Raw genomic sequence first — 16761 nt, 5'->3', positions numbered from 1 at the left:
AAGCGACGCGGGCGGCAGGTCGCGGAGGTTGCCGGACCGCCGTCCGACGACGCCTGACGGCGCCCCAAGGCGCTCGAAGACGTGCTATCGGTCGAAGCGCGAGACCCGGGCCGGCAGCGTGGGTGGGCGCCACGCGTAGGTGGGGTCGAGCACGTTGCGGTCGGCGGCCATGCCCGTCCAGCGCAGGTGCATCAGCTCCGCCAGCGTCCAGCCCGCCCAGTCGGCGCGGAACGGACGCGACGCGAGCGAGGCATCGAAGCCCGGCGCGTTGCGCCAGAGCAGGGCGGGGATGCGGTATCCCGCCGCGGTGCCCGGGCTGTGGCCGGCGTGCACGATGTCATGGCCGACCTCCTGGCCATGGTCGGACAGGAACATCCACGCGCCCTGGCCGGCATCCGGCACGTGGCGGCGCGTGAGCCGCAGCGTCTGGGCGACGACGTCGTCGTGGTAGCGCAGCGCCGCGTCGTAGTCCTGGCGCGACTCGCGCAGCCAGACGGGGTGGCCGTCGCGGATCATGCGGGCGTCGACGGCGTCGGGCGCGTCGTCGAAGGGGTGGTCGCCGGGCGGGCGGCGCAGCCGGTAATGCGGATGGGCGCCCAGCAGGTGCACGACGATCAGCTTGCGCGGCGTGGGATCGACGAGCGCCTCCTCCAGGCAGTCGAGCAGCTCACCATCCAGCGAGGCGGTGGAGCGGCCCGGCTGGCGGTTGATCATCTCGACCTCGTCGGCGAGCCGCGCGTGTTGCTGGTCGACGGCGACATCGTCGTGATTGCTCATCCACCAGATCTTGTAGCCGGCGGTGCGGGCGAGCGCCAGCAGGTGCTGCGCGCGGCCGGCCGGGTCGTCCGCGTCACGCTCGCCGAAGCTGAACAGGCCGCTCAGCGAGGCGAGGGTGGCCGCCTCCACCGACCAGGCGTGGCGCAGCGTCAGCAGCCGGCCGGCCTCCTCGCCGCTCAGCGCCGCGAGCTGCGGCGTGGTCTGGCGGGCGTAGCCGTACAGGCTCATGTTGTCGCGGTTGACGCTGTCGGTCAGCACCAGCACGACCGTGGCGGGGCCGGCCGCGGCGATCGTCGGCGACGCGGCCCGCGCATTGCGCATCAACTGGTCGCGCTGGCCCTGCTGGTCGGACCAGGCCAGACGCAGGTCCTTGACCTGCTCGGCCCAGGTGGGCCAGAACGTGAGCGGATGGTGGCGCCGCCAGGGCTTGCTGAGGTACCCGATGCTGCAGACCACCAGCAGCGCGATCACGGCGATGCGCCCGGGGCGCGACAGCGGCGCCTGATCGCGCGTGGCCGCCGCGATGGCCACGCCGGTGAGCGCCAGCGCCACGATCGCCACGCCGATCGCGAGCGCCATCGTGGACAGTTGCGAGCTGAGGTACTCGCGGATCTCGCGCGCCGTGGTGTTGGCCGCGGCGGAGAGCACCAGCGAGCTGTCCGGCGTGGCCTGATAGAGCTTCACCAGGTAGGCGCGCACCGCGCCGTCGAGCAGGAACGCCGCGAGCAGCGCGAAGACCGCGACCGCGCGGACACGGCGCCAGCCGGTGCTCGCGACCGGCCAGCGCAGCCAGAGCAGCAGCGGCAGCACCAGCATCGCGACCTGCGCGGCGCGGCGGCCGTCATGGCCCATCACCACCGCGACGGCGGCGCCGGCCGCGAGCAGGCCCATCGCCAGCCACGAGGGCAGCACGGAACGCGCGGGAAGGGAAATGGCCATCGAGAGGTCGTGGGCTGAGACAAGGCGAGCCGTCCAGGACTCGCGGCGGAAGGCAGGGACGCGCGAGTCTAGGGAACGAAGGCGCCCACCGGCGAAGGTTTAAGCGGAAGCCGCCCGCAGCTTTTTCGCGCTCGCAAGGCGCCCGCGCGCCGCCCCGACCCGCGCTCACAGCATCGGCCGCAGCACCTTCCACACGTTGTCCAGCATCAGCGGATGGGCTTTGGCGAGCGGGTGGATGCCGTCGCCCTGGAACCAGTCGCGCATGTCGGCGCGGTCGGCGATGCCCGCCAGCAGGAAGGGCTGCAGCGCCACCTTCTCATCCTGCGCGACGGTCCTGAAGCTGCCCTCGAAATCGCGCGCGTAGCTCGCGCCCATGTTGGGCGGGATCTGCATGCCGATGATCAGCACCTTCGCGCCGGCGTCCTTGCCGGCCTGCACCATCGCTTTGAGGTTGTCGCGAGTCATCGTCAGCGGCAGGCCGCGCAGCGCGTCGTTGCCGCCCAGCTCGATGATCAGGTGGGTGGGCCGGTGCTGCTTGAGCAGCGTGGGCAGGCGGGAGCGGCCACCCGAGGTCGTGTCGCCGCTGATGCTGGCGTTGATCACCTCGGCGGGCAGCTTCTGCGATCGCAGGCGCTGGTCCAGCAACGCGACCCAACCGCTGCCGCGGGCCAGGCCGTACTCGGCCGACAGGCTGTCGCCCAGCACCAGGATGCGGCGCGGCGCGGCGCCCCCGGCCGCATCGGTGCGGCCTTGCGCGGCGACAGGCGCCGATGTCGCCCCGGCCGCGGCCAGGGTCAGGACACAGGCGCTACAGTGCAACATCCATTCACGGCGGCGCATCTGCGGTTGGTTCATGGCTCAGAACATCCTCGAAGTCGATCATGTCAGCAAGTCGGTGCGGGACGCCGACGGCGTGCTGACCATTCTGCATGACATCAATTTTCAGCTGCAGGGCAAGGAATCCGTCGCCATCGTCGGCGCGTCAGGCTCCGGCAAGAGCACGCTGCTGTCCATCCTCGCGGGCCTGGACACGCCCACGCAAGGCACCGTGCGGCTGCGCGGGCAGGACATGTTCGTGCTGGACGAGGACGGCCGCGCGGCGCTGCGCGGGGAGCACCTCGGCTTCGTGTTCCAGAGCTTTCAGTTGCTCGGGCACCTGACGGCGCTGGAGAACGTCATGCTGCCGCTGGAGCTGCGCGGCGAGCGCGAGGCCCGGTCGCTGGCCAGGCAGATGCTGGAACGCGTGGGGCTGGGGCAGCGCCTGTCGCACTACCCGCGCGTGCTGTCGGGCGGCGAGCAGCAGCGCGTCGCGCTGGCGCGAGCCTTCGTGCAGCAACCCGCGTTGCTGCTGGCCGACGAGCCGACCGGCAGCCTCGACTATGCGACCGGCGAGCAGGTGATGGCCTTGATGTTCGAGCTCAATCGCGAGCTCGGGACGACGCTGGTGATGGTCACGCATGACAGCAGCATCGCGGCGCGCTGCGATCGTCAGCTGAAGATCTCCGCCGGACATCTGCAGGACATCACGATGGCGGATCTGCCGGCCTGAGGAAAGCGCCCTCGGCGGCCCCTCGATGCGCCACTGGGCGCATGCCGCGGTATCCCGTCGGCGCGGGCGGTACCGGGCGTCGGGGACGGATGGCGGGGGATCCTGTCAGGCCCGCAATGCGCGTTCGCGCAGGCGCCGACGCCGCTCGTAGCGGATCACCGCCCACCAGCCGACGTAGACGATCACGTACAACGACAGGCCCAGCACCACGCCGGCGCAGGGCAGGCCGACCAGCAGCGGCGCGCCCAGCTCCGACAGCCACTGGCTGAGCGCGGGCCACCAACTGGCCGGATCGCTCCAGTTGAGCGCGAGCTCCGTCGGCGCCGAAATCGGGCCGTGCACGCCCAGCACCTGCCGGCCCAGGAAGATCGCCAGCCCCCAGATCGGCACCAGCGTCAGCGGGTTGGTCAGCCAGGTGGCCGCGATCGCGGCGGCGACGTTGGCGCGGCACAGGATCGCGACCGCCGCGGCCAGCAGCATCTGCGTCGGTAGCGGGATCACGCCCACCGCCAGTCCCAGCGCCGCGCCCAGCGCGACGCGCCGACGGTGCGCCACCCACAGCCAGGGCCGCTCGCGCAGGTAGTGGCCGAGCCACTTCAGACCCTTGGTCTGTTCCAGGGTCTCGGGCGAGGGCAGCAGGCGGCGGGCAAGGCGGGAAGCCGTCATGGGGCGGGGCGGATCGCGGGGCGGCGACCGATCAAGGGGCTGGTGCCCGGATAAGACAAGCCCGCGCGGCTGACAGGTCAGCGGCGCGGGCCGGCATGGAACGCGGACCGCGAGGTCCGCTTCGAGGCGTCGACGATCAGTTCGCGGAGAACTTGTAGTCGGTCTTGGCCTTCGTGCGCAGCTCTTCCTGGAACTGGGCGACCTTCTGCTGCTGGATGCGCTGGGCGATCTGCGCCTTCACGTCGTCGAAGGCCGGGAACTGCGCGTCGCGCGTTTCTTCCAGCTTGATGATGTGGAAGCCGAATTGCGACTTCACCGGCTCCTGCGTCATTTCGCCGGCCTTCAGCTTGCCCAGGGCAGCGCTGAACTCAGGCACGTAGGCGTCCGGCGCGGACCAGCCCAGATCGCCACCGTTGGCGGCGGAGCCGGTGTCCTTGGAGTTCTTGGACGCGACGTCCTCGAACTTGGCGCCGCCGTTCAGTTGCTTGATCAGCGCCTTGGCGTCTTCTTCCTTTTCCACCAGGATGTGGCGGGCGTGGAACTCGGTGCCGCTGGCTTGCGCCTTGAACTTGTCGTACTCGGCCTTGGCTTCCGCGTCGGTCACCGGGTTCTTCTTGATGTAGTCATTGAAGAGCTCGCGGATCAGCATGGTCTGGCGGGCCAGTTCCATCTGGTTCTTGTAGTCGTCGGTCTTGTTCAGGCCGCGCTTCTCGGCTTCCTGCAGGAAGATCTCGCGCAGGACGACCTCATCCTTGACCTTGGCTTCCATTTCCGGGCTGCGCGGCTGGCCGCCCTTGGCGATCTGGCTGATGAGCAGCTCGGCACGGGCCTTGGGCACCGGCTTGCCGTTCACGATCGCGATGTTCTGGGCCATGGCCGGCAGGGACACGGCACCGATGACCGCCACGGTGGCGGCAAGCACAAACTTCTTCATGGATAAAGGGCCTTTCGGGACTCCCGGGTGAGCGCGTACGCTCCAAAACAAAGCGCCGATAACGGCGCTAACTTAGACCTTGGTCTGCTGTTCGTCGGGCGCGCGGGCATCGATGGCCAGTGCGTGTATACCCTTCTGCATCAGATCGGCGAGGGCATCATATACGAGCCGATGACGCGCCACCCTGGGTAAACCGGCAAAGCGCGAGCTCACGATTTCGAGGTAATAGTGCCCCCCCTCGCGGGCCCCCGCGTGGCCGGCGTGGTGGGCGCTGTCGTCGCGCAGGCTCAGCGAGACGGGCGCCAGCGCCGCGCGCAAGCGGGCCTCGATCTCGACCGACGGCATCGCGGCGGGATTGCCCTTGGGGGCGGTGGTGGGGGCGCTCATGGCTTGGGCTCCTCGGCCGGCGCCTCGTCCTGCTCGGGCATGTGGCGGCTCATGTAGAGCCCCTGGCCCAGCATGAACAGCACCATCAGGCCGGTCGCCCCGAAGACCTTGAAGTTGGCCCAGGCCTCGGTGCTGTAGGCATGCGCGACGTAGAGGTTGGCCACGCCCAGGGCGCCGAAGAACACCGACCAGGCCCAGTTCAACCGTGCCCAGGCGGGGTCGGGCAACTGCAGCTCGGCGCCCAGCACCTTGCGCAGCAGGTTCCTGCCCAGGAACACGCGGCTGACCAGGAACGCGGCGGAGATCGCCCAGTACAGCAGCGTCGGCTTCCACTTGATGAAGGTCTCGCTGTGGAAGTAGACGGTGGCCGCGCCCAGCGTGACGATCAGCGCCAGGCTGATCCACAGCATCAGGTCGATCTTGCGTCCGCGCAGCTTCAGGTACAGCACCTGCGCGATCGTCGCCAGCATGGTCACGACGGTGGCCAGCAGCACCGGGGCCTCGGCCGCGCCGACCTTGCCGCCGGACACCAGGAAGCCCAGATGCTCGGTGGCGAAGGCCGCGGCCCAGTCCGCCCGTCCGTCCGCGTACTTGAAGGTGACGAAGAACAGCAGGAGCGGCAGGAAATCGAGCAACAACTTCATGGGGAAGGGCCGGAGCCAGGGGAGGGCGGGCGCTCAGCGCCGGGGTTCGAAGTCTATCGCGGCGGAATTGATGCAGAACCGCTCGCCCGTCGGTTCGGGGCCATCGGGAAAGACGTGGCCGAGATGGGTGCCGCAGTTGTTGCAGCGCACCTCGATGCGCACCATGCCGTGGCTCGCGTCGACCACGCGCTCGACCACTTCCGCGTTGATGGGCTCGTAATAACTCGGCCAGCCGCAGCCGGCGTCGAACTTGGTGTCGGCCTGGAACAGCGGCGTGCCGCAGCCGACGCAGTTGTAGCGGCCGGCCTCCCAATGGTCCCAGTACTTGCCGGTGAAGGCGCGCTCGGTGGCGGCGTGGCGCGCCACCTGGTACTGCGTCGCGTCGAGCTGCGCGCGCCATTCGGCATCGGTCTTGCGGACGGGGTACTCGGTGTCGCGGTCGCGCTCCGGGTCGTGGGCGCCGGCGGGGATGGGGTCGGTGAATCGGCTCATGATGAACAGGAGACCTCCAGGGTTTGAGCCCAGTCGGGCGGGAATCCGGCGTCGGACGCCTGGGCCGGTTCGTCGAAGGGGCGGCGCAGGACGTCGAGCAGCCGACGCACTTCGCTGAAGTCGCCAGCCTCGGCCTGACGGATCGCGGTCTCGGCCAGGTGGTTGCGCAGCACCACCGCCGGGTTGACCGCGTGCATCCGCGCGGCACGGGTCGCGCAGGCGTCCGACGGCTCGCGCTTCAAGCGCCCGGCGTAACGATGGGCCCAGGCGTCGAAGGCGTCACGGTCGACGAACAGGTCGCGCAGCGGCGCGTGCGTGGGCGCCTCGGGCGGCTGCTCGGGATCGAAGGCGGCCAGCCGGCGATGCGCGATGGTGTAGTCGGTGTGGTGCAGGGCGAGCAGCCGCAGCCAGTCGTCGACCAGCGGACCGTCCTCGTCCAGCGCCGTGCCCAGTCCCAGCTTGGCGCGCATCTCACCGAGCAGCGTGGTGCCGAAGCGCTCGCGGTACACGTCCAGCGCCGCGATCAACTCGTCGCCCGCGGCGTCCTGGTCCGTGTCGACGTTGGGCATCAGCGGCAGCAGCGCCTGGGCGAGCGCATGCAGGTTCCAGAACGCCACCTGCGGCTGGCGCGCGAAGGCATACCGGCCCTGGTGGTCCGAGTGATTGCAGACGTGGCCGGGATCGAAGCCGTCCATGAAGCCGAACGGGCCGTAGTCGATGGTCAGGCCCAGCATCGACATGTTGTCGGTGTTCATCACGCCGTGCATGAAGCCGACGGCCTGCCAGCGCGCCACCATCTCGGCGGTCTGCGCGGCGACCTGGGCCAGCACGGCGGTGACGGGATTCGGTGCCTCGGCGCATTCGGGCGCGTGGTGGCGGACAAAGTGGTCGAACAGGACGCGCAACTGATCGGGCATGCCATGGTGGGCGAAGTGCTCGAAGTGGCCGAAGCGCAGGAAGCTGGGCGCGACACGCGTCACGATGGCGCTGGTCTCGACCGTCTCGCGCTGCACCTTCAGGCGTGTCGATCCGGTGATCGCCAGCGCGCGTGTCGTCGGGATGCCGAGCGCGGCCATCGCCTCGGAGCACAGGAACTCCCGGATCGACGACCGCAGCACCGCCCGCCCGTCGCCACGGCGGGAGTAGGGCGTCAGGCCGGCGCCCTTGAGCTGCAGCTCGAAATGGCCGTTCGGGGTGTCGAGCCCGCCGAGCATCAGCGCGCGGCCGTCGCCGAGCTGGCCGGCCCAGACGCCGAACTGATGGCCGCTGTAGACGGTGGCCAGCGGGCGCATGCCGGTCAGCAGCGCGTTGCCGCTGAAGACCTCCAGCGAGCCGGGGCGGGTCCACCAGTCCGGGGACCAGCCGAGCAGCGCGGCGCAGTCGGGGCTGGTCGCCACCCACTGGGGATCGGGGAGCCCGGAGCCGGGCAACTCGGTGAAAAAGTCAGGACCCAGGCTCGCGTAGCGGTGGGTCCAGCGGGCCGCGTCGGCGCCCTCGAAACCGTCGAGGGCGGGCGCGGTCGTCTCGGGCGCGTTCATGCCGGGCAGTGTAGCGAGCGGGGGATGGCCCTGTGGGTGGCCGAGGATCTCCTGGCTCCTGCGGTTCCCGCGGTTCGCGCGACTCTCACCGCTCCCACCGCTCCCACCGCTCCCACCGCTCCCGCGAATGCTTGCGACGACCGAGCAGGCCACCGGGGATCCCCGCCCCCCTCTCTCCTAAGTCCCAAAGTCGTTCGGGGGGCGGGGATCCCCGGCGGCTTGCCAGCGCTCGTGGATATCGTCGAATCACCCGACGTGACTTGCCGCCGTGGGCCCCCACCGAGCGACCTCGGGACCCGGATCAGCGCCGTGGATACGTCGAATCGCGTGGTGCGAGTAGCCGCCGTGGGCCGGCATCCCCCGAGCGACTTTGGGACTTAGGAGCGAGGGGGATGCCGGCTCACGGTGGCTTGCTCGGTCTTCGCAAGCAAGCAAGCAAGCAAGCAAGCAAACGAACAAACAATCAATCAATCAATCAATCAATCAATCAAAGCCGGAAGATCGCCACCGCCTGATTCAACTGCGCCGCCTGCTGCTTGAGGCTGTCCGCCGCCGCCGCGGACTCCTCGACCAGCGCCGCGTTCTGCTGCGTGACCTGGTCGAGCTGGCTGATCGCGTCGCCGACCTGGTCGATGCCCTGGCTCTGCTCCACGCTCGCGGCGCTGATCTCGGCGATGAGGTCGGAGACCTGCTTCACCCGGTCGACGATCTGTCCCATCGTGTCCCCGGCGTTGCCGGCCAGTCGCGTGCCGGCCTCGACCTTGGCGCCGCTGTCGCCGATCAGCGTCTTGATCTCCTTGGCCGCCGCCGCGCTGCGCTGCGCGAGCGCGCGGACCTCGCTGGCCACGACCGCGAAGCCGCGGCCCTGTTCGCCGGCGCGGGCGGCCTCGACCGCGGCGTTCAACGCCAGGATGTTGGTCTGGAAGGCGATGCCTTCGATGGTGCCGATGATGTCGGTGATGCGGCGCGAGCTCTCGTCGATCTGGCGCATCACCGTCACCACCTGCTGGACCGCCTGGCCGCCTTCCACCGCGACGGTCGACGCGGACTGCGCCAGCTGCGTCGCCGTGCGCGCCGTCTCGGCGTTCTGCTTCACCGTGGCGGTGAGCTGCTCCATCGACGCCGCCGTCTCTTCCAGGTTGGCCGCCTGCTGCTCGGTGCGCTGCGACAGGTCGGCATTGCCGGTGGCGATCTCGCCGGTGCCGGTGGCGATCGAGTCACTGCTCTGGCGCACCTGGCCCACGATGCCGGAGAGGCTCTCGTTCATGCGCTTGAGCGCGGACAGCAATTGCCCGGTCTCGTCGCGACTGTCGTGCTGGATGACCGAGCGCAGGTCGCCGGCCGCGACGGCCTCGGCCACCTGCACCGCCTGCGCCATCGGCGTCACGATCGCGCGGCTCAGCAGCCAGGCGGTGACCAGGCCCACCGCGGCGATCACCAGCGCGCCCAGCGCGGCCTGCCAGCGCAGCGCCGAGCGCGCGTCCAGCGAGGCCTGCCGGGCGGCCTCGGCGCGCTGCTCCTGCATCGCCACGAACTGCCCGATGGCGTCCAGGTAGACCTTCACCGACGGCGCGTATTCGTCCTTGACGATGCGGCTGGTGGCGCTCCAGTCGCCGGCCGCGCCGGACTCGCGCGCCTTCTTGCTCGCGGCCAGCAGCGTCTGCCCCAGCGCGACGATCTCCTTGAGCTTGGCCTGGTCCTCGGGCCGCCGCGCCTGCGCCGCGATGCCCTCGCGCAGCTTGGCGACCTCGGGCGCGTCGTTGGCGATGTTGTCCTTGAACAGCTCGCCCACCACCGGGTCGGAGCTGATGGCGCTGGCCATGCTGCGCGCCACCGCCGTCTGCGTCATGCCCTGCCACTGGACCGACTTGCGGATCAGGTCCTGCGCGTCGTTGATCGCCGTGGTGGCCTCGTGCGTGATCGTGTCGTTGCGCACCAGCGTGGCGCCCGCGATCACCAGCATCGCCAGGATCAACAGCACGATCGCGCCGTTGAGCTTGCGCGCCAGGGGAAGGTCGTTGAGCCGCATCGAAGTCTCCTTGTCTCTGTATGGTTCTGGTTTTCCGATGGGAAAGGCCTGGACGCGCCGATTCTGAACACCGGCCGCGCGCGCTGCCAAGAGGGCTTCGGTGGGGGTAAGCCCCCGGGCCCGGCGTTGCCGTGACACCGTACCGCCCGTGTAATCCCCTATGCCAGAAGCGCCGCCGCGTCACTAGGGTGACGCAAGGCGCGCGGACCCGCCGATAGACTGGTCCGACAAGGGGTCCGCGAGGGTCCGGATCACCGCCGCGCGCGGTGCCGGGCACGGCGAGGCGCCGAACCATATCCAGGAGACACGCATGGCACTGATGGGCCAGATGATGTCGATGCCGCTGCTGATCTCCTCGTTGATCCAGCACGCGGCGCGACATTCCGGGGATACCGAGATCGTGAGCAAGCGGGTCGAGGGCGACCTGCACCGCACCACGTGGGCGGCGGTGGAGCTGCGCTCCCGCCAGCTGGCCCAGGCGCTCGCGCGGCTGGGGCTCTCGGCCGGCGAGCGCGTCGGCACGCTGGGCTGGAACGGCTATCGCCACCTGGAGATCTACTACGGCACCTCGGGCTCCGGCCTGGTCTGCCACACCATCAATCCGCGCCTGTTCCCGGAGCAGATCGCGTGGATCGCCAACGATGCCGACGACCGCGCGTTGTGCTTCGACCTGACCTTCCTGCCGCTGGTCGAGAAGATCGCCGCGCAGCTACCCCAGGTCCGGCACTTCATCCTGATGACGGACCGCGCCCACATGCCGGCCCAGACCGCCATCCCCAACCTGCGCTGCTACGAGGAACTGGTCGAGGCCGAGGACGGTCGCTACGTCTGGCCCGAGTTCGACGAGAACACCGCCTCGAGCATCTGCTACACCAGCGGCACCACCGGCCATCCCAAGGGCGCCGTCTATAGCCATCGCAGCTCGGTGCTGCACGCCTACGGCGCGGCGCTGCCGGACGCGATGGCCGCGTCGCGCCGCGACGTGATCCTGCCGGTCGTGCCGATGTTCCACGTCAACGCCTGGGGCTTGCCGTACAGCACCGCGCTGGTGGGCTGCAAGCTGGTGATGCCGGGCCCGCACCTGGACGGCAAGTCGCTGTACGAGCTCTTCGAGACCGAGAAGGTCACCTTCAGCGCCGGCGTGCCCACCGTCTGGCTGGGCCTGCTGAACTACGTCGGCGCCAACCAGCTCAAGTTCTCGACCTTCAAGCGCACGGTGATCGGCGGCTCCGCCTGTCCGCCGGCGATGCTGCGCACGCTGATGGACGACTACGGCGTCGACGTGATCCACGCCTGGGGCATGACCGAGATGTCGCCGCTGGGCACGCTGTCGCGGCTGAGCAGCCGGCAACTGGAGCTGCCCCAGGAGCAGCAGCGCCGCCTGCTGGAGAAGCAGGGCAAGGCCATCTTCGGCGTCGACATGACCGTCGTGGACGATGCCGGCCGCGAACTGCCGTGGGACGGCAAGAGCTCCGGCAACCTGGTCGTGCGCGGCCCGTGGGTGATCGAGAGCTACTTCGGACATGACGGCTCGCCGCTGATTCGCGTCGCGGGCGCGGACGGGCGCGACGCGGGCCTGTGGTTCCCCACCGGGGACGTGGCCGCCATCGATGCCGACGGCTTCATGCAGATCACCGACCGCAGCAAGGACGTCATCAAGTCCGGCGGCGAATGGATCAGCTCCATCGACGTCGAGAACATCGCCATGGCCCACCCCGCCGTGCACGAGGCCGCGGTGATCGCGGTGCCGCATCCGAAGTGGGACGAGCGCCCGCTGCTGGTCGTGGTGCGCAAGCCCGGCGAGGCCGGCGCCGCGCTGACGCGCGAGGACGTGCTCGGGTTCTACGAGGGCAAGATCGCCAAGTGGCAGGTGCCCGACGACGTCGTTTTCGTCGACGAGATCCCGCACACCGCCACCGGCAAGATGCTCAAGCTGAAGTTGCGCGAGCAGTTCAAGTCCCACCAACTGCCCGGCTGCTGAGCGTGGTCCGGCCTCGCGTCGCCGCGGCCGCCCGTTCCATCCGCGCGCCATCGTCGTCGGTCGTCTCGCGTCGCGGTCCGCGGCGCTGCCCGATCCGGTCGGGTCGCTTCCAGGAGTTCTTCGCCCTTCACTGATCCCCGTCCCAGCAGTCCGCGCAGTCCGTCGCTTTCGGAACAGCCTTGCACCAAAACCACATCAGGAGACAAGCATGAGCAAGCACAGCACGCGTTCGATCACCCCCCTGGCCCGGCCGCTGGCCGTCGCCGCGCTGGCCCTCTTCGCGGCCGCCGGCGCCCACGCGCAAAAGGGCGAGACCGTGAAGATCGCCTGGATCGATCCGCTGTCCGGCCTGATGGCCCCGGTGGGCCAGAACCAGGTGAAGTCCTTCCAGTTCTTCGCCGAGAAGTTCAACGCGAGCAACCCGGCCGGCGTGAAGTTCGAGGTCATCGCCATCGACAACAAGCTGAGCCCGGCGGAATCGCTCAACGCGCTGAAGTCGGCGATCGACCAGGGCGTGCGCTACGTGACGCAGGGCAACGGCTCGGGGGCGGCGCTGGCCATCATCGACGCGGTCAACAAGCACAACGAGCGCAATCCCGGCAAGGAGGTGGTCTACCTCAACCACTCCGCGGTGGACCCCGACCTGACCAACAGCAAGTGCAGCTACTGGCACTTCCGCTTCGACGCCGACACGTCGATGAAGATGGAGGCCATCACCACCTTCCTGAAGGACCAGCCGGACGTCAAGAAGGTCTACCTGCTCAACCAGAACTACGCGCACGGCCATCAGGTCGCCAAGTACGCCAAGGAAGGGCTGGCCAAGAAGCGGCCCGACGTCCAGATCGTCGGCGAGGACCTGCACCCGCTGGCGCAGGTGCGCGACTTCGCGCCCTACGTGGCCAAGATCAAGGCCAGCGGCGCGGACACGGTGATCACCGGCAACTGGGGCTCGGACCTGGCGCTGCTGATCAAGGCCGCCAGCGAGGCCGGCTACAACGGCAAGTTCTACACCTACTACGCCGGCGTCACCGGCACGCCGACGGCCATGGGCGCGGCGGGCGCCGGCCGCGTCTACCAGGCGGCCTACAACTACAACAACATGGGCGGCCAGATGGACCAGTGGGCCAACGAGTTCAAGGCCAAGTTCAACGACGACTTCTACACCGGCAGCGTCATCCATATCTACACCGCGCTGAGCGCCGCGATGGCCAAGGCCAAGAGCACCGATCCGGTGAAGGTCGCCGCGGCGCTGGAAGGGCTCAAGTTCAAGAGCTTCAACGGCGACGTCGAGATGCGCAAGACCGACCACCAGCTGCAGCAGGCGCTGTACATCTCGCGCTGGGAGAAGGTCGACGCCAAGCATCCGTACAACGTGGAGAACACGGGTTTCAACTTCGCGCCCGTGAAGACCTATGACGCGTATGTTTCGAGCACGCCCACGTCCTGCCAGATGAAGCGCCCGGGTTGACGCGTCGGGCTGCCGCGCGAGCCGATCTCGGGCCTGCGGTGCTCGCCGTACGGGCGCGCGGCGCCGCGCCCGGACCCGACCTCGGCCCGCCCGCGGCGGGATCCGCGCCGGCCCGGCTCGTGCAGAGAGGATGAAGTGAGGGTGAAGTCTTGGAACAGATACTGATCAACCTGCTGAACGGCTTGTCGTCCGGGCTGCTGCTGTTCATGCTCAGCTCCGGCCTGACGCTGATCTTCAGCATGATGGGCGTGCTGAACTTCGCGCATGCGAGCTTCTACATGCTGGGCGCGTACTTCGCGTACACGATCGCCGGATGGATCGGGTTCTGGCCGGCGCTGATCGCGGCCCCGCTGCTCGTCGGCGCCTGCGGGGCGCTGTTCGAGCGCGGCGCGCTGCGGCGCGTCCACAAGTTCGGGCACGTGCCGGAGCTGCTCATCACCTTCGGCCTGTCGTACGTGGTGCTGGAGCTGGTCCAGCTTGTCTGGGGCCGCACGGCGGTGCCGTTCCCGCCGCCGCCGTCGTTGCAGGGCGCGGCGTTCACGCTGGTGCATGCGCCCGGGCAGAGCCTCCAGATGGTCTGGGGCGACGCGCCCGCCGCGCTGTGCGCCGCGGCAAGTTGTTCCAAGTTCCCGCTGACGCGCGCCTTCATGATGGTGGTGGCGCTGTTCATGCTGCTGGCGCTGTGGCTGCTGCTCACGCGCACCCGCATCGGCCTGGTCATCCAGGCGGCGCTGACGCATCCGGAGATGGTCGAGTCCCTGGGCCACAACGTGCCGCGCGTGCTGATGCTGGTCTTCGGCAGCGGCTGCGCGCTGGCGGCGCTGGCCGGCGTGATCGGCGGCATCACCTTCGTCACCGAGCCGTCGATGGCGGTGATCGTGGGCTCCATCATCTTCGTGGTGGTGGTGGTCGGCGGCGTGGGCTCGCTGGCCGGCGCCTTCGTGGCGTCGCTGCTGATCGGCCTGCTGCAGACGCTGCCGCTGACGGTGGACGTGTCGCTGGCGCAGGCCTTCAAGCTCGGCCCCGACACCTTCGGTTATCCGCTGCTCAAGCTGACGCTCGCCCAGGTCGCGCCCATCCTGCCCTACCTGCTGATGGTGCTGATCCTGATCTTCCGGCCCAAGGGCCTGCTCGGCACGCGGGAGGGCTGATCGATGTCTGCTGTGATGACGCCTTCCCCGACGCCCGCGTCGCCGGATCCGACCACGGGCGCTGCGCCCGCCACCGGCGGCGCGGCAGCGTCCCGCCGCGCCGTGCCGCGCGGCCAGACCTATCACTTCAAGCCGCACAACGTCGGCCGCTGGATCGTGTGGGGCTTCTACGCGCTGGCGCTGCTGGTGGCGCCGCTGCTCTGGACCAGCAGCCTGGCGCAGACCATGCTGACGCAGATGGGCATCGCGATCATCGCGTGCCTGTCCTACAACCTGCTGCTGGGGCAGGGCGGCATGCTGAGCTTCGGCCACGCGGTCTACAGCGGCCTGGGCGCCTACCTGGCGATCCACACGCTCAACATGGTCGGCGGGGGCCAACTGGCGCTGCCGGTCAGCCTGATCCCCATCGTCGGCGGCATCGCCGGGTTGTGCTTCGCGGCGCTGTTCGGATATGTCTCGACGAAGAAGTCCGGCACGCCGTTCGCGATGATCACGCTGGGCCTGGGCGAGTTGATCTGGTCGATGTCGCTGATGCTGCCGGAGTTCTTCGGCGGGGAGGGCGGCGTCTCCAGCAACCGCGTCGTCGGCAAGGCGGTGATGGGCATCACCTTTGGCCCGCAGATCCAGGTCTATTACCTGATCGCCGTCTATTGCTTCGTCTGCACCGCGCTGCTGTTCGCGTTCACGCGCACGCCGCTGGGCCGCATGCTCAACGCGGTCCGCGACAACCCCGAGCGCGTCGAGTTCATCGGCTACGACACGCAGTGGGTGCGCTTCCTGGCGTTCCTGATCGCGGGCTTCTTCGCGGGCGTGTCGGGCGGCCTGTCGGCGATCAACTTCGAGATCGTCACCGCCGAGGTCGTCGGCGCGGCGCGCTCTGGCGCCTACCTGCTGTTCACCTTCCTGGGCGGTGCGACCTTCTTCTTCGGTCCGATCATCGGCGCCGTGCTGATGGTGGTGGCGCTGGTGCTGCTGTCGGAGCTGACCAAGGCGTGGCTGCTCTACCTGGGCCTGGTGTTCCTGTTCATGGTGATGTACGCGCCGGGCGGCATCGCCTCGCTGATCATGATGAACCTGCGCCTGGCGGCCTTCGGCAAGCTGGGGCGCCTGTGGCCGTCCTACCTGGGCCTGGCCGGCGCGGCGCTGACGATGCTGGTGGGCGGCTCGGCGATGGTGGAGATGCTCTATCACCTGCAGCTCAACGAGGCGCTCGGGCCGCAGATGCATTACCTGGGCCTGGCGTTCAACGCCAGGAGCGTCGAATCGTGGTTCGGCGCGGGGCTGGTGCTGGTCACCGGGCTGGGGCTGTTCGAGCTGCTGCGCCGCCAGTTCAAGGCGGAATGGGACAAGGCGCAGGAAGAGATCGAGAAAGAGATCAAGCGGAGGGAATCGCTGTGAGCGGACCTGGACCTTATGCGCTGGAGTTGAAGTCGGTCCGCAAGAGCTTCGGCAAGAGCGAGATCATCCGCGGCGCCGACCTGGCGGTGAAGCCCGGCGAGCGCGTCGCGATCATCGGCCCGAACGGCGCCGGCAAGTCGACGCTGTTCAACCTGGTCAGCGGCCGTTTCGCGCCCACCAGCGGGGAGATCCGGCTCTTCGGCGAGCGCGTCGACCAGCTGCCGCCGTACCAGATCAACCGCCGCGGCCTGTCGCGCAGCTTCCAGGTGTCCAACCTGTTCACGCGGCTGTCGGTCTTCGAGAACATCCGCTGCGCGCTGCTGTGGTCCATGGGCCACCGCTACGCGTTCTGGAAGTTCCTCGCGGGCATGGACGACGTCAACGATCGCGTCGAGGAACTGCTGGTGCAGATCCATCTCGACAAGAAGCGCGACGTGCCGGCGATGAACCTGACCTACGCCGAGGCGCGCGCGCTGGAGATCGGCATCACGATCGCCGGCGGCGCGAAGGTGATCCTGCTCGACGAGCCCACGGCCGGCATGAGCAAGAGCGAGACGCGTCGCTTCATCCAGCTGATCCGGCAAGTCACGGAGGGCCGCACGCTGCTGACGGTGGAGCACGACATGGGCGTGGTCTTCGGGCTGGCCGACAAGATCGCGGTGCTGGTCTACGGCGAGGTGATCGCCTTCGACACGCCCGAGGCGGTGCGGGCCAACGCGCGGGTGCAGGAGGCCTACCTGGGATCGGTGCTGGCCGAGTCGCACGCCGCGGGGGCGCACGCATGAGCACGGCGATCAACGACACCAAC

15 protein-coding genes are annotated in these 16761 nt (G+C 69.1%); 6 read left to right on the top strand and 9 right to left on the bottom strand.

All coding sequences use genetic code 11. The annotated features are described in order from the left end of the window. Positions 1–84 precede the first annotated feature (84 nt). Both CDN99_RS02690 and CDN99_RS02685 read right to left on the bottom strand, forming a co-directional pair. Positions 85–1716, bottom strand: a complete 1632-nt coding sequence (locus CDN99_RS02690) for a sulfatase-like hydrolase/transferase (protein WP_238139328.1) — start codon at positions 1714–1716, stop codon at positions 85–87. Positions 1717–1881: 165 nt separating this feature from the next. Continuing rightward, on the bottom strand, positions 1882–2571 hold the full coding sequence (locus CDN99_RS02685; RefSeq protein ID WP_238139327.1) for an arylesterase: 690 nt from the start codon (positions 2569–2571) through the stop codon (positions 1882–1884). Here CDN99_RS02685 and CDN99_RS02680 point away from each other — a divergent pair. Then, positions 2570–3265 carry an ABC transporter ATP-binding protein gene (locus tag CDN99_RS02680; protein ID WP_088382548.1) on the top strand — a complete coding sequence of 232 codons (696 nt, stop codon included), beginning with the start codon at positions 2570–2572 and terminating at the stop codon, positions 3263–3265. The genes CDN99_RS02685 and CDN99_RS02680 overlap by 2 nt on opposite strands. A 105-nt stretch (positions 3266–3370) precedes the next feature. Here the strand turns inward: CDN99_RS02680 and CDN99_RS02675 are convergent, their stop codons facing one another. From CDN99_RS02675 to CDN99_RS29580, 7 genes are all read right to left on the bottom strand, one after another. Further along, on the bottom strand, positions 3371–3931 hold the full coding sequence (locus CDN99_RS02675; RefSeq protein WP_088382547.1) for a DUF2062 domain-containing protein: 561 nt from the start codon (positions 3929–3931) through the stop codon (positions 3371–3373). Positions 3932–4067: 136 nt separating this feature from the next. After that, positions 4068–4865: a peptidylprolyl isomerase gene (locus CDN99_RS02670; protein WP_088382546.1), complete on the bottom strand. Its 798-nt coding sequence runs from the start codon at positions 4863–4865 to the stop codon at positions 4068–4070. 72 nt (positions 4866–4937) lie between these two features. Next, positions 4938–5210, bottom strand: coding sequence for a BolA family protein (locus CDN99_RS02665; protein ID WP_375134414.1), 273 nt, complete (start codon positions 5208–5210; stop codon positions 4938–4940). 38 nt (positions 5211–5248) lie between these two features. Beyond that, the gene (locus tag CDN99_RS02660; RefSeq protein WP_088382544.1) at positions 5249–5896 is read right to left on the bottom strand and encodes a septation protein A; all 648 of its coding nucleotides are present in this window, start codon (positions 5894–5896) and stop codon (positions 5249–5251) included. A gap of 33 nt (positions 5897–5929) precedes the next feature. Further along, positions 5930–6388, bottom strand: a complete 459-nt coding sequence (gene msrB, locus CDN99_RS02655; protein ID WP_088382543.1) for a peptide-methionine (R)-S-oxide reductase MsrB — start codon at positions 6386–6388, stop codon at positions 5930–5932. Continuing rightward, positions 6385–7926, bottom strand: a complete 1542-nt coding sequence (locus tag CDN99_RS02650) for a protein adenylyltransferase SelO (protein WP_088382542.1) — start codon at positions 7924–7926, stop codon at positions 6385–6387. Before CDN99_RS02650 ends, msrB begins: the two co-directional genes overlap by 4 nt. Positions 7927–8413: 487 nt before the next feature. Further along, the gene (locus CDN99_RS29580) at positions 8414–9955 is read right to left on the bottom strand and encodes a methyl-accepting chemotaxis protein (protein WP_088382541.1); all 1542 of its coding nucleotides are present in this window, start codon (positions 9953–9955) and stop codon (positions 8414–8416) included. A 310-nt stretch (positions 9956–10265) separates the two neighbouring features. On the opposite strand from CDN99_RS29580, the gene CDN99_RS02640 reads away from it, so the two are divergent. The 5 genes from CDN99_RS02640 (at position 10266) to CDN99_RS02620 (ending at position 16738) form a co-directional block, all read left to right on the top strand. Beyond that, a complete protein-coding gene (locus tag CDN99_RS02640; RefSeq protein WP_088382540.1) occupies positions 10266–11936 on the top strand; it encodes a 3-(methylthio)propionyl-CoA ligase in 1671 nt (556 codons plus the stop codon). Between the two features lie 208 nt (positions 11937–12144). Continuing rightward, positions 12145–13404, top strand: coding sequence for a branched-chain amino acid ABC transporter substrate-binding protein (locus CDN99_RS02635; protein ID WP_088382539.1), 1260 nt, complete (start codon positions 12145–12147; stop codon positions 13402–13404). A gap of 206 nt (positions 13405–13610) precedes the next feature. Then, a complete protein-coding gene (locus tag CDN99_RS02630; protein ID WP_238139378.1) occupies positions 13611–14555 on the top strand; it encodes a branched-chain amino acid ABC transporter permease in 945 nt (314 codons plus the stop codon). 3 nt (positions 14556–14558) lie between these two features. Next, positions 14559–15953, top strand: a complete 1395-nt coding sequence (locus CDN99_RS02625) for a branched-chain amino acid ABC transporter permease (protein ID WP_238139326.1) — start codon at positions 14559–14561, stop codon at positions 15951–15953. After that, entirely contained in the window at positions 15950–16738 is a 789-nt protein-coding gene (locus CDN99_RS02620) for an ABC transporter ATP-binding protein (RefSeq protein WP_238139325.1), read from the top strand. The genes CDN99_RS02625 and CDN99_RS02620 overlap by 4 nt, the downstream gene beginning before the upstream one ends. Positions 16739–16761 lie beyond the last annotated feature (23 nt).

It is taken from the genome of Roseateles aquatilis, from assembly GCF_002205645.1.
GTDB lineage: Bacteria > Pseudomonadota > Gammaproteobacteria > Burkholderiales > Burkholderiaceae_C > Roseateles > Roseateles aquatilis.
This window is presented reverse-complemented; position numbering and strand designations above follow the sequence as displayed.

What these genes read in the sequence shown, in the direction of transcription:
- CDN99_RS02625 (WP_238139326.1), top strand. Translation starts at nt 14,559, where the DNA reads ATGTCTGCTGTGATGACGCCTTCCCCGACGCCCGCGTCGCCGGATCCG.
- msrB (WP_088382543.1), bottom strand. Translation starts at nt 6,388, where the DNA reads ATGAGCCGATTCACCGACCCCATCCCCGCCGGCGCCCACGACCCGGAG.
- CDN99_RS02640 (WP_088382540.1), top strand. Translation starts at nt 10,266, where the DNA reads ATGGCACTGATGGGCCAGATGATGTCGATGCCGCTGCTGATCTCCTCG.
- CDN99_RS02685 (WP_238139327.1), bottom strand. Translation starts at nt 2,571, where the DNA reads ATGAACCAACCGCAGATGCGCCGCCGTGAATGGATGTTGCACTGTAGC.
- CDN99_RS02680 (WP_088382548.1), top strand. Translation starts at nt 2,570, where the DNA reads ATGGCTCAGAACATCCTCGAAGTCGATCATGTCAGCAAGTCGGTGCGG.
- CDN99_RS02635 (WP_088382539.1), top strand. Translation starts at nt 12,145, where the DNA reads ATGAGCAAGCACAGCACGCGTTCGATCACCCCCCTGGCCCGGCCGCTG.
- CDN99_RS02665 (WP_375134414.1), bottom strand. Translation starts at nt 5,210, where the DNA reads ATGCCGTCGGTCGAGATCGAGGCCCGCTTGCGCGCGGCGCTGGCGCCC.
- CDN99_RS02630 (WP_238139378.1), top strand. Translation starts at nt 13,611, where the DNA reads ATGCTCAGCTCCGGCCTGACGCTGATCTTCAGCATGATGGGCGTGCTG.
- CDN99_RS02690 (WP_238139328.1), bottom strand. Translation starts at nt 1,716, where the DNA reads ATGGCCATTTCCCTTCCCGCGCGTTCCGTGCTGCCCTCGTGGCTGGCG.
- CDN99_RS02650 (WP_088382542.1), bottom strand. Translation starts at nt 7,926, where the DNA reads ATGAACGCGCCCGAGACGACCGCGCCCGCCCTCGACGGTTTCGAGGGC.
- CDN99_RS29580 (WP_088382541.1), bottom strand. Translation starts at nt 9,955, where the DNA reads ATGCGGCTCAACGACCTTCCCCTGGCGCGCAAGCTCAACGGCGCGATC.
- CDN99_RS02660 (WP_088382544.1), bottom strand. Translation starts at nt 5,896, where the DNA reads ATGAAGTTGTTGCTCGATTTCCTGCCGCTCCTGCTGTTCTTCGTCACC.
- CDN99_RS02670 (WP_088382546.1), bottom strand. Translation starts at nt 4,865, where the DNA reads ATGAAGAAGTTTGTGCTTGCCGCCACCGTGGCGGTCATCGGTGCCGTG.
- CDN99_RS02675 (WP_088382547.1), bottom strand. Translation starts at nt 3,931, where the DNA reads ATGACGGCTTCCCGCCTTGCCCGCCGCCTGCTGCCCTCGCCCGAGACC.